At 55.5% G+C, this 12,537-nt stretch carries 7 protein-coding genes; 1 reads left to right on the forward strand and 6 read right to left on the reverse strand.

All coding sequences use genetic code 11. The annotated features are described in order from the left end of the window. Window positions 1-92: 92 nt before the first annotated feature. From leuA to putA, 6 genes are all read right to left on the reverse strand, one after another. Window positions 93-1,790, reverse strand: coding sequence for a 2-isopropylmalate synthase (gene leuA, locus FHS21_RS07720; protein WP_376772072.1), 1,698 nt, complete (start codon window positions 1,788-1,790; stop codon window positions 93-95). 292 nt (window positions 1,791-2,082) lie between these two features. Continuing rightward, window positions 2,083-3,033 carry an alpha/beta hydrolase gene (locus tag FHS21_RS07725; protein ID WP_112530648.1) on the reverse strand — a complete coding sequence of 317 codons (951 nt, stop codon included), beginning with the start codon at window positions 3,031-3,033 and terminating at the stop codon, window positions 2,083-2,085. A 432-nt stretch (window positions 3,034-3,465) separates the two neighbouring features. Continuing rightward, window positions 3,466-4,374: a cation diffusion facilitator family transporter gene (locus FHS21_RS07730; RefSeq protein ID WP_112530647.1), complete on the reverse strand. Its 909-nt coding sequence runs from the start codon at window positions 4,372-4,374 to the stop codon at window positions 3,466-3,468. Continuing rightward, window positions 4,371-6,554 (reverse strand): anthranilate synthase, encoded by a 2,184-nt coding sequence (locus FHS21_RS07735; RefSeq protein WP_183661679.1) that lies wholly within the window; start codon window positions 6,552-6,554, stop codon window positions 4,371-4,373. Before FHS21_RS07735 ends, FHS21_RS07730 begins: the two co-directional genes overlap by 4 nt. Before the next feature lie 232 nt (window positions 6,555-6,786). Continuing rightward, a complete protein-coding gene (locus FHS21_RS07740) occupies window positions 6,787-8,466 on the reverse strand; it encodes a formate--tetrahydrofolate ligase (RefSeq protein ID WP_112530645.1) in 1,680 nt (559 codons plus the stop codon). 99 nt (window positions 8,467-8,565) lie between these two features. After that, complete coding sequence (gene putA / locus FHS21_RS07745; protein ID WP_112530644.1) at window positions 8,566-11,658, reverse strand: bifunctional proline dehydrogenase/L-glutamate gamma-semialdehyde dehydrogenase PutA; 3,093 nt, start codon at window positions 11,656-11,658, stop codon at window positions 8,566-8,568. A gap of 111 nt (window positions 11,659-11,769) precedes the next feature. Here putA and FHS21_RS07750 point away from each other — a divergent pair, with 111 nt between their 5' ends. Further along, window positions 11,770-12,231 (forward strand): Lrp/AsnC ligand binding domain-containing protein, encoded by a 462-nt coding sequence (locus FHS21_RS07750; protein ID WP_112530643.1) that lies wholly within the window; start codon window positions 11,770-11,772, stop codon window positions 12,229-12,231. Window positions 12,232-12,537: the final 306 nt, after the last annotated feature.

The raw sequence follows: 12,537 nt of genomic DNA on the forward strand, positions 1-12,537 counted from the left end.
ATTAACCATGTGTCGCGGCCATTGCATCAGAAACTTGTCCGGAATGACTTTCGTTCCCCCGTATAAAATGAAAGGCCCCGAAGGGCCCTTCATCACTTTGCGATTATCCGGTTTGCCGCCGAGACAATGCCCTCAAGTGAGGCAGTCACAATGTTCTTGTTAATGCCCGCACCAAAAATTTTACCATCAGGATGTTCTATTTCCATATAGCTGATCGCGGCTGCATCGGAACCGTGCTGGAGCGAGTGTTCCGAATAATTCACAACCGATAATTTAATGCCGAGATAGTGCGAAAGAGCGTCAATGAATCCATCGACCGGGCCGGTGCCCCTTCCCTCAATCCGTTTCGTTTCACCATGATCGGTGATCTCCGCAGAAAGCACACGCACACCCTTGCGCTCAGTATCGGGATAGGTGTGGTGGTCGACGAATTTCAACCGCGCATCCGGCTGTTCGACATAGAGTTCCTGGAAGCGATCGTAGATTCGCTTGGACGGCATTTCCTTGCCCTCCTCGTCCGTGATCTGCTGGATGTCTTCGCGAAACTCCACTTGCATGCCGCGCGGCAAGTTCAGGCCGTAGTCGGCTTGAAGAATATAGGCAATCCCGCCCTTACCGGACTGTGAGTTGATGCGGATGATTGCTTCGTAGCTACGCCCGACATCTTGTGGATCAATCGGCAAATAAGGCACTTCCCAGAGCATCTTGTTGGCTTGTTTGATTGCTTTCATGCCCTTGTTGATCGCGTCCTGATGCGATCCGGAAAAGGCTGTATAAACTAACTCGCCGACGTAGGGGTGACGCTCCGGGATAACAAGCTGGTTGGAATACTCGTACACCTCCTTCATCCGGTTGATGTCGGAGCAGTCGAGTTCGGGATCGACGCCTTGCGTAAACATGTTCAGAGCCAAGGTAACGATATCGACATTGCCGGTGCGCTCGCCATTGCCAAACAAGGTTCCTTCGACGCGGTCGGCACCAGCCATCAGGCCGAGCTCGGTGGTTGCAACGCCAGTGCCACGATCATTGTGCGGATGCAGCGAGATGATCAGATTTTCGCGATTGTCGAGCTGACGGCACATCCATTCGATGCGATCCGCATAAATGTTTGGCGTAGACATCTCCACCGTCGAAGGCAAATTGATGATCAACTTGTTGTCGGGTGTCGGCTTGACGATTTCCGTGACCGCATTGCAGATTTCCAGTGCGACTTCGAGTTCGGTGCCCGTAAAGCTTTCAGGAGAGTATTCAAAACGATAGCCTCCGCCTGCCCTTGCCGCCATATCCGTGATCATTTTGGCGGCGTCTGTGGCAATCGTCTTGATGCCGTGAACGTCCTTGTTGAACACGACACGCCGCTGCAACTCACTGGTTGAGTTGTAGAAATGTACTATCGGTTTATGCGCGCCTTCCAACGACTCGAAGGTACGGGTAATCAACTCCGGACGGCACTGCACCAGCACCTGCAGGGAAACATCCATACCAGCGTTGCCCTCCTCCACGCACCAGCGCGCAAAGTCGAAATCTGTTTGCGAGGCTGAAGGAAAACCGATCTCAATTTCCTTGAATCCCATCTCGAGCAGCAGCGCGAACATGCGCACTTTCCTGTCGTGCCCCATCGGATCGATCAGTGCCTGGTTACCGTCGCGCAAATCGACGGAACACCAGATGGGTGCCTTCTCGATACGTTTGGAAGGCCATTGGCGATCTTTCAGATCGACCATGGGATAAGGTTCGTATTTCTTGGCCGCATAGGGCATGCCCATGTTCCGTTGGATCATGTCGGTCATTTGTTTCTCGTTTCCGGCCGATGCGCATCAAATCTGGCGCGATCTCGGCACTCTTCTTAAGTGTTACAGTTATCTTGTAAAGGAATAAGGAGCGATTGCCTGGCGGCTAATTCGACCGCCGGACGCTCCTCTTAACGAGCCCGGCGATCGCCAGTAAGGTTAAGAAGAAGCGGAAGGAGAAATGCGCGATTGGTCACGCCCGCGGAAGCGGACTGAGCAAATGACTTTGAGGTCGGGCGCGTTTTCATGGCCGAACAATTAAACGACTGTCAGGCCGGATGCAAGAGGAATGCTAGTTCTTCTTCAGCTCAGCCGTCGCACCACCAGCCAGCCATTCACTGACGACTCTCACATCGTCCTTGCCCAATCCATGATCGGACTTGATCGAACGTGCTTCCACGCGAGCACCGTGCGAGCGGAGCAAGTCCTCAAGGGCAGGCGCATAGGGTGCATAGAGCTGATCGGAAGCGCCGGAAACGGTCAACACGCGGGCATTGGCAAGATTAGCCTCGATTGTCCCCGTCAGGACCGGCATAGAACGTAAGAGTACTGCCTGTTTCACCAAATCCGGGTAGAGCATCATCACGGCATTGACCAAATTGGCGCCGTTGGAATACCCGAGAAACGTCGTGCGATTGGGATCGAATTTGTATTCCCGCGTGACCTGCTTCAGAAACTCAGCAAAAGCCTTTGCTTCAGATCGAATACCCTGCTGGTCGAAACTGATGGGTGTTAGCCGGCGATACCAGCGGTTCGAACCATCCTGCACTACACGCCCCCGCACGGCGAGCAGAAGAGCATTCGGTGCGATCTTGGAAGCAAAGGAAACGAGGCTCGTCTCGTCCTGGCCTGAGCCATGCAGGAGAACCATTGTATCTCCGCTCTGAACCTCCGGACGGTAGATTCGGTACTTGAAAGTAAGATCCTCATGGAGCGCACCTTCACTCTGGGGGAGAATGTCACCCTTGGTCGCTTTCTTCACAATAGTTCCACTGCCTGTTGCTCCGAGGCTAATCGGCACCGCTTTTACCGGTGTCTGCGAATTTGCCTGACCCTTCTGCGGGCAGGCGTCTCCGGTGCTATTTTTATCGACGTCGGGCTGTGGATCAATCGTATTTAACAACACTTCCGCTTTACCGGACTGCAGCTTGTCGCAATCTGCAGTATTGCGCGCGCTAGCCGGATACGCGGCAACGATCATCGAGAGCCCGGCTAATAGTCCATAAAGATAAGGTTTACCCATAAGTTAATCCTGGCAGTTAAAGGTTAACTAAGATTGTAAACAGCCGCGGTCATCCGCTCGGCGCTGCCATGCGCTTTGGCCGCTCGATCCTCAAAGGGAACTGATGCGTATCGCCAAAATTTACGGTCCCCAGACGTACGCCCCCGGCGTCGCATCGAATACGGAGAATTGCATTGCTGGGAGACATGTCACCCGGCAGCGCTTCTATGTCAACAGAATTGTAACGAAATCATGACCGACTGAAATAATCCGTTACAAAATGTTGCAGGACTGCATCGAACCATCGTCCGAGACTGAACTGAAAGTTCGTCATGGGGTGACGAAAATGGTGATTTTCGAGCACCGAAGCGCAGCGTACATTTGGGTACGTGAGCATCGGAGCACAGAAAAGCACCATTTGCAGCCCGCCATGGCGAATTTACGGTCAGTCTCTCAGGCGAAAGGAACGGCCACCGTCCCGATAGGCAGTTTCGCCTCGTCTTCGGGTTCAACATGGATGACCACACTGGCGTCCGGGATCTCTGCCATCAATGCGTTTTCGATACGGTCGCAAATGATGTGTGCATCGCCAACGCTCATGTTCGCCTCAACCACCAGATGAAATTCAATAAAGGTTACTCGCCCGGCGATGCGTGTCTTCAGATCATGAACCTCTAGAGCACCGCCGGCATTGGACGAAATGACATCGCGGATGCGCATCGTCTCTTCCGTCGCCACGCCGACATCCATCAGGCCTTGCACGGAATTGCCGACTACACTCCATCCCTGCCAAAGGATATTGAGCGCAACGATCACCGCAAGTATCGGATCGAGGACCGTCCAACCAGTCAGGATGGCGCCAACAAGACCAGCAAAAACACCAACGGAGGTCACCACATCGGTCATGATGTGCTTTCCATCCGCCTGCAATGCTGGGGATTTGTGTTTGCGCCCGCGGTTGATAAGCAAAGAAGCCCAGAACGCGTTGATGATCGATGCACCGCCGTTGATCGCAAGACCAAGCCATGGCTGTTCCAACGTCCGGGGTGTCTCCCAGGCGACCCAAACTTCGCGTAGGATCAGCAAGGCAGCGACGACAATCAGTACCCCCTCAAGCACCGCCGAGAAATACTCGGCCTTATGGTGCCCGAAGGGATGATTCTGATCGGCGGGCTTGTAGCTGACACGGATCGCCCACCAGGCGGCGATCGCAGCCACCACATTGACGATCGATTCCAGCGCGTCCGAATAAAGTGCGACAGAACCGGTCACATAATAGGCAGCGTATTTCAGCGCCAGCACGGTGATCCCGATGAAAATCGACCAGAACGCAATGCGCTGAACTGTGGTGTTTTCCGTCATGCTGCTCGTATCTTTGCCCGGCGCGGCAGGTGCGCCACGACATTCTCGATCATCCGCATACCAGCGTTATGACCGAGTGTCATGATCGATTCCGGATGAAATTGCACCGCCGCAATCGGTTCGCTTTTATGCTCGAACGCCATGATGACACCGTCCTCCGTTTCTGCGGTAACGATGAACTCGTCCGGCAGGCGAACCGGATCGGCGAAGATCGAGTGATAGCGGCCCACCGTGACTTCCTTGGGCAGGCCCGAGAAAATCTTGCCTTGCTTGGTAATGCGAATGCGCGAGGGTTTGCCGTGCATCGGAACATGCAGCTGTCGCAGCGATCCGCCATAGGCCTCGGCAAGCGCCTGCAAACCGAGGCAAACGCCGAAGATAGGAAGTTCACGCTTGCGGGCTTTCTTGATCGTCGCCTTGCAATCAAAATCTTCCGGCGTCCCGGGTCCAGGTGACAGAACCACCAGATCCGGCTTGATCCTGTCAAATATCTCCTCTGCAACCGGCGTGCGCACGGTTGTCACGCTTGCACCGGTCTGTCGAAAATAATTCGCCAAGGTGTGGACGAAAGAATCCTCATGATCGACGAGAAGAATTGACAACCCCTCTCCTACTCGAGCGACAGCGCGTTCCTCGGGCAGGACATTACTCTTGTGCGCGTCCCGCACCGCCGCAATCATCGCCGACGCCTTGAGTTCGGTCTCCGCCTCCTCCTCCTCGGGAACTGAATCATACAGCAAGGTAGCGCCTGCACGAACCTGCGCGATGCCGTCCTTGATGCGGATCGTGCGCAAAGTCAGGCCCGTGTTCATGTCGCCGTTGAAATTGACCATGCCGATGGCACCACCATACCAGGCGCGCGGGCTACGCTCGTTTTCTTCGATGAAACGCATAGCCCAGAGTTTTGGCGCGCCGGTCACGGTCACAGCCCAAGCGTGCGACAGGAATCCGTCAAATGCGTCCATATCCTCACGCAAGCGGCCCTCGATGTGATCGACGGTATGGATCAGCCGTGAATACATTTCGATCTGGCGACGCCCGATGACACGGACCGACCCTGGCTCACACACGCGACTCTTATCGTTGCGATCGACATCCGAGCACATGGTGAGCTCGGACTCATCTTTTTTTGAATTCAGGAGCTTGATTATTTGCTCGCTATCGGCGATTGCGTCTTCGCCGCGCTTGATCGTTCCTGAAATCGGGCAGGTCTCGATGCGCCGACCAACCACGCGCACGAACATTTCCGGCGAAGCGCCGACCAGATATTCGTTATCGCCCAGGTTGATATAAAACGAATAGGGCGATGGGTTGATGGCTTTCAGCCGGCGCGAAATAACCGACGGTTTGGTTTCGCAGCGCTCATAGAATGTCTGCCCCGGTACGACTTCAAAGAGATCGCCACGCATGAAGCTTTCCTTGGCCTTCTTGACCAGTTCAGCATATTCGCCTGGATTGTAATCGCCGCGTCCGGGTATCTTGTCTGTCGGCTTGAATGGCTTTGCCGCCGTATCCCGCGGGAGACCCTCGGTTGAAGCGCCGGCGAACGCATAGTCATAGCGATCGAGCCATGCCTTGGCAGCATGATGGTCGACCACTAGGATCTCATCCGGCAGATATAGGACGATATCACGCTGGTCGTCCGGACGTTTCAACTTGTACTGGACTGTATCGAACTGGAACGCCAGATCGTAACCGAACGCGCCATAAAGACCGAGATTGGCATCGTCTTCGGTAAAGAACAGACCAACAATGCCGCGCAGCACTGTGAACACGGAAGGTATGCGTGAACGCTCTTCTTCGGTGAATTGGCGGCTGGGTAGCGCAATCTCAAGTTCAAGCCTGGTCGCACTTGTACCTGTAACGAACACTTCCTCAAGCGCTTCGATAGCTTGCTTGATTGGAGCCAAAAGAACTTCGCCGCGCTTGTTCAACGCTTCAATAGTCATGTGACGACCGTTCGATGTGATCACCACCGGCGGGTCCACAATTGCCGTATCCCAACGCGTATATCGGCCCGGATATTCATAGTTTGACGAGAAGACGGCGCCGCGCCGCTCGTCGAGAGCATCTACATAGCTGTCGATAGCGCTGGCATAGGCCGTTGCTATGCGGGACCGCGTGATCGTGACACCGCCTTTGGTATCGAATATTTCCACATCGCCTTCAATTCTGTGCATCATGAATTCCCTTGTTGCATCTGGCGTTGCGGGCTTCGGCGGTCAAACAAAAAGGCCGCCCGGAAAACCCGTCGCGGCCCTGTTCCCTTTTCACAAACATGCAAAAGGCTTTAGTGGCCGCTATCAGCGAGCCCACCACCAGCCATTTGAAAGAATGCGCGTATCCATGCGGTGATTGTTAGCGTTACATTGCAGCGCTTGCAACAGCAAAAATCAGGGCTTGGACCAACGTCTAAAAGAGCCCTTCTATCAAACCATCACCATTCAGATGAATCCGTTCGGCCGAGGGAGATTTCGGCAAGCCCGGCATGGTCATGATTTCTCCGCAGATGGCCACAACGAAGCCGGCTCCGGCGGAAAGACGAACTTCCCGTACGTGCACGACATGGTTTACCGGCGCCCCCCGCAGATGCGGGTTCGTCGAGAATGAATATTGGGTCTTAGCCATGCAAACCGGAAGATTGCCATAACCAGCCTCCTCCCACTGCAGCAATTGTTCGCGCACGCTCGTATCCGCATCCGCTTCTGCGCCGCGATAGATGCGCTTGACGATAGTTTCGATCTTGTCGAACAGCGAAAGCTCATCCTCGTAGAGCGGCGAGAACTGTGCCGAACCGCTTTCAGCCAATGCAACGACCCTGTTCGCAAGCTCTTCGATCCCGGCAGAGCCTTGGGCCCAATGCCTGCATAGAACCGCCTCTGCGCCATGCGCCGCGACAAAAGCCTTTACGGCTGCAATCTCCGCATCCGTATCGGCAGTAAAATGATTGATCGCAACCACCACAGGCACACCAAACTGGCGGACATTTTCCATATGACGTCCGAGATTTGCGCAACCAGATTTGACGGCAGCGACGTTCTCTTGACCCAGATCTTCCTTTGCCACACCGCCATGCATCTTCATGGCACGGACCGTTGCGACGATCACTGCCGCCGCCGGCTTTAAACCAGCCTTTCGGCATTTTATGTCGAAGAATTTCTCGGCGCCAAGATCCGCACCAAAACCTGCCTCGGTGACCACATAGTCTGCAAGTTTCAGCGCAGTTGTCGTCGCAACGACCGAATTGCAGCCATGAGCAATATTTGCAAACGGGCCGCCGTGCACGAAGGCTGGATTGTTCTCGAGAGTCTGCACCAGGTTGGGCTGCATGGCATCCTTGAGAAGCACGGCCATGGCCTTGTCCGCCTTCAGGTCGCGGGCATAAACAGGGGTCTTGTTGAAGCGGTAGCCAATGATGATTTCGCCGAGCCTCTGTTCCAGGTCCTTCAGATCATTGGCAAGGCAAAGAATAGCCATCACCTCCGAGGCAACTGTAATATCGAAGCCGGATTCACGCGGAAAACCGTTCGCCACGCCGCCAAGTGATGACGCGATATCGCGCAAGGCCCGGTCGTTCATGTCCATGACCCGCCGCCAGGTGATACGGCGCGTATCGAGATTGAGCTCGTTGCCCCAATAGACGTGGTTGTCGATCATCGCCGCCAGCAAATTGTGAGCGGAGGTGATGGCATGAAAATCACCTGTAAAGTGCAGGTTGATGTCCTCCATCGGGATGACCTGCGCATAGCCGCCACCCGCAGCACCGCCCTTGGTGCCGAAGCATGGACCAAGTGATGCTTCACGAATGCAGACGATAGCCTTTTTCCCGATCCGATTGAGCCCGTCGCCAAGACCGACTGTCGTCGTCGTCTTGCCCTCGCCCGCCGGCGTCGGGCTGACGGCAGTCACGAGAATGAGCTTGCCATCCTTGGCACCACGCTTGGATCGGATGAACTCCGCCGAGAGTTTGGCCTTGTCATGGCCGTAGGGGGCAAGATGTTCCGGCGGAATACCGATCTTGGCGCCGATCTCCAGCACCGGCTTTTTCACCGCGGAGCGCGCAATCTCAATATCGGATTTGACGATAGCCATCGACGTCTCCTCAATGCTTCAAGAACGTCAAATAGCATCGTGTAAGCGAAATGGGGATAGCCAGAAGGGACTATCCCCAGTTGCTGAGGCCAAGAGTCTCTATTCGCCCATGGCAATCAGACTTGCATTGCCACCTGCCGCCGCCGTGTTCACGGAAACAACCTGCTCGAGTGCAAATCGTGCCAGATAGGCCGGTCCGCCCGCCTTTGGTCCTGTGCCGGAAAGGCCGGAACCACCGAAAGGTTGCGTGCCGACGACAGCGCCGATCGTATTGCGGTTGACGTAGACATTACCAATATCGAGCCGGTCGATGACCTTGGTTACTGTCGCTTCGATGCGGGTGTGCAAACCAAACGTCAAGCCGTAGCCGGTCGACGCAATCTGGTCGAGCACCTTGTCGAGGTCCTTGGCCTTCCAGCGAACAACATGCAAGACCGGGCCAAATACCTCGCGCTCCAGCGCCTCCGCCCGGTTGAGCTCTACGATATGCGGCGCGAAAAACAGGCCATCCTTCGGCGCCTCGCCCGCAAAGCGCACTTTTTGTGACTTCCGCATCGCCGCGATATGATCTGTCAGCATATCGCGCTGTGCCTGATCGATGATAGGCCCGACGTCAGTCGAAGGCAAAGAAGGATCTCCCAAGGTGAGCTCCTTTGCTGCACCCTCGATCATTTCAAGCATGTTGTCGGCGATGTCTTCCTGCAGATAGAGAATGCGCAGAGCAGAGCAACGCTGGCCGGCCGATCGGAAGGCCGACATCACAACGTCATCGGCGACCTGTTCGGAAAGGGCTGTCGCATCGACGATCATCGCGTTGAGGCCTCCTGTCTCGGCGATCAGTGGAACAATCGGACCCTTCTTCGCTGCCAGCGTGCGGTTGATCGCCCAGGCCGTGTCTGTCGAGCCGGTAAAGGCGACACCGGCGATTTCCGGATGTGAGGTCAACGCTGCCCCAACGGAACCATCGCCTGGCACATAGAGGACTGCATCTTTCGGAACACCTGCCTCATGCAGGGCGCGAATTGCCTCGTAGGCAATAAGTGGCGTCTGTTCTGCCGGCTTGGCCAAGACAGTATTGCCGGCGGCGAGCGCTGCCGTTACCTGACCCAGGAAAATCGCCAACGGGAAATTCCATGGGCTGATACAGACGAACGCGCCGCGGCCTCGATGCCGCAACTTGTTGTCCTCGCCGGTAGGCCCCGGCATGACTTTGTCCACGCCAAACTGTCTGCGGGCTTCGGCGGCGTAGTAACGGCAGAAATCCACGGCTTCGCGGATTTCGGCAATGCCATCATCGATCGTCTTGCCCGCTTCACGCGAAAGAAGATCGAGAAGGCGGTCCCGATTGGCCTCCAGAAGATCTCCCGCCTTTTCCAACGCTTTTGCCCGTGTTTCCACCGGGACACGCGACCAGGATGAGAAACCCTTGCGCGCAACACTGACGGCTTTGGCCGCCTCTTCAGCGGTCGCAAAAACCACAGTACCAACCGTCGAACCATTCACCGGAGAGACTACATCCTGCGTCTTGCCGGATGGCTTCACGCCTTCGATCAAGGGGACCGCTTTGACAGTTGTCGACGCCTTGGCAATTCCCGAGACGAGTGCAGCCAATTCCTTGCGATCACCAAGCTCGACACCGGCTGAATTGGTGCGTTTGCCATAGAGCTTTAGCGGCAACGGGATGTTCGGATGGCGATAGCCCTTGCCATCGTTCAGTTTCTCGGCCGGCCTTATCAACAACTCCGAAATCGGTATATTGTTGTCGCCAACCACAGAGACAAACGACGAGTTTGCACCGTTTTCGAGAAGACGGCGCACGAGATAGGCGAGAAGATCGCGATAGCCGCCCACGGGCGCATATATCCGGCAGGCGATCTTGTCGTTCTTCTCCGTGATCTGCTTGTAAAGACTCTCGCCCATGCCGTGCAGGCGCTGGAATTCGAAGCCACTCTTGTCGGCGCCCGCCATTTCCAGAATCATGGCCACGGTCAACGCATTGTGCGTAGCGAATTGCGGGAAGATACGCGGTCGTGCATCGAGCATGCGCTTGGCACATGCGAGATAGGACGCATCGGTCGCTGGTTTGCGGGTAAAAACCGGATAGTCGGCCAGCCCGCGCTCCTGCGCCCGCTTCACCTCGGTGTCCCAATAAGCCCCCTTGACCAGACGTACCATCATCTTGCGGTTGTGCCGCGCCGCGAGCCTGTCGATGTGATCGATCACATCAAGAGCCCGCTTCTGATAAGCCTGAATGGCAAGGCCGAATCCGTCCCAGCCATCCAGCGAAGGATCCGCAAACACCCGGTCGATCACATCGAGTGATAGTTCAAGCCTGTCAGCCTCTTCCGCGTCGACAGTGAAATTAAGATCGTAAGATTTCGCCTTTTGCGCAAGAGCCAGAAGATCGGGTACCAGTTCCGCCATGACCTGATCATGATGCGTGGCCAGATATCGCGGATGCAGCGCCGAGAGCTTGACCGAAATCCCCATGCGATCCGGTAGCTTCTTGTTGCCGGTGGCGCGGCCAATCGCGTCGATGGCGTCCGCATAGGATTTGAAATAGCCCTGCGCATCCTTCCGTGTACGAGCTCCTTCCCCCAGCATGTCGAAGGAATGGCGATAACCCTTGGCCTCATTGGTGCTGGCGCGTTTCAGCGCATCCTTGATCGTTTCACCCAGGACGAAGTGGTGTCCGAGATAGCGCATGGCCTGCTTGGTGGCGGTACGGACAGTCGGCAGGCCAATCCGTTTGACCAGCGAGGAAAGCACGCCCTCCGGAGTTTCACCCGGTTTGATGACCTTCGCTGAGAGACCCAGCGCCCAAGCGGAAGCGGACACAAACCACGTATCGCCGCTTGGCTCGTGCTCCGACCAATGACCTTGCTTCAGTTTATCCTCGATCAGCTTGTCCTGCGTTGCCGCATCCGGCACGCGCAGCAAGGCTTCCGCCAGCACCATCAGCGCCAGACCCTCGCGGGTCGACAAACCATATTCCCGCAGGAAATCCTCGACCCCACCGATACCGCTCGCTTCCTTGCGGATCGTCGTGATATATTTGCTGGCACGGGCATCGATGCGACGGTTGACATCTTCCGGCAATGTTATGGACTTAAGCAACGAGGCAACCAACGCCTGATCATCGACGGCATAAGGTGCAGAAAAATCATTGGTAGATGGCAATGGTGCGGTCATCAGGCTTCCCCTTATTGATTTTTCCCATATAATCCAAATCTACTCAGTTATTCTCACCAATGAATGTGGGAGATTACGTGTAAAAAACTACAAATGGGGAATATTTTAGCGATGAAAAATTTGGACAGCCTCGATCGCAGAATATTGCGCGAGCTGCAAAAGGATGGACGCCTGACCAACACAGAATTGTCCGAGCGGATCAGCCTGTCGCAAACCGCAACGACCGAACGGGTAAAGCGCCTGTCCCGCGACGGCTACATCCTTGGATACACGGCAAAATTGTCGCCCAAAAAGCTCGATCGCGCAATGCTTGTATTCGTCGAGATCAAACTAGATCGCACCACGCCGGACGTCTTCGCAACATTTGCCGCAGCCACGCGCCGTAACCCGGACGTGATGGAATGCCATATGGTAGCCGGCGGCTTCGACTATCTGATCAAGGCCCGCGTTGCCGACATGGAGCATTACCGGCGCTTTCTCTCCGATATGCTGCTTTCACTGCCAGGCGTCCGCGAAAGCCACACCTACGCCGTGATGGAAGAGGTCAAGGAAACGTCAAGCTTGCCGGTTTGAGCCAAAATCCTCAAACTAGCAGATCGTCAAATTGCAACCGGTGACACCACGTCATGCAACTGCACATTCGTTGCTGATCCAGACAAACAGCGTCATGAAGGCAAGGTTAGGGTGAAATCACCAGCACCGGGCCAGCGGTGTATCGGGGGAGATTGGCTGCTCCGACTGCGGCATCAGCCTTGCCAATAACTTGGAGGTGACGTGATGTGGTCTAAACCGCTGAGCATCACCCTCATTATAAAAAGAACCCGGGCTAGCTGGCAAGTTACGCTCCGGGTTCATTTTATTAGATGAGGAACGGGGGCG

The organism is Phyllobacterium trifolii (assembly GCF_014192095.1).
In the GTDB taxonomy this organism is placed as follows: domain Bacteria; phylum Pseudomonadota; class Alphaproteobacteria; order Rhizobiales; family Rhizobiaceae; genus Phyllobacterium; species Phyllobacterium trifolii.

Bases quoted from the DNA above. Each gene is read 5' to 3' on its own strand.
- leuA (WP_376772072.1), bottom strand. From the start codon at position 1,790: ATGACCGACATGATCCAACGGAACATGGGCATGCCCTATGCGGCCAAG.
- FHS21_RS07725 (WP_112530648.1), bottom strand. From the start codon at position 3,033: ATGGGTAAACCTTATCTTTATGGACTATTAGCCGGGCTCTCGATGATC.
- FHS21_RS07730 (WP_112530647.1), bottom strand. From the start codon at position 4,374: ATGACGGAAAACACCACAGTTCAGCGCATTGCGTTCTGGTCGATTTTC.
- FHS21_RS07735 (WP_183661679.1), bottom strand. From the start codon at position 6,554: ATGCACAGAATTGAAGGCGATGTGGAAATATTCGATACCAAAGGCGGT.
- FHS21_RS07740 (WP_112530645.1), bottom strand. From the start codon at position 8,466: ATGGCTATCGTCAAATCCGATATTGAGATTGCGCGCTCCGCGGTGAAA.
- putA (WP_112530644.1), bottom strand. From the start codon at position 11,658: ATGACCGCACCATTGCCATCTACCAATGATTTTTCTGCACCTTATGCC.
- FHS21_RS07750 (WP_112530643.1), top strand. From the start codon at position 11,770: ATGAAAAATTTGGACAGCCTCGATCGCAGAATATTGCGCGAGCTGCAA.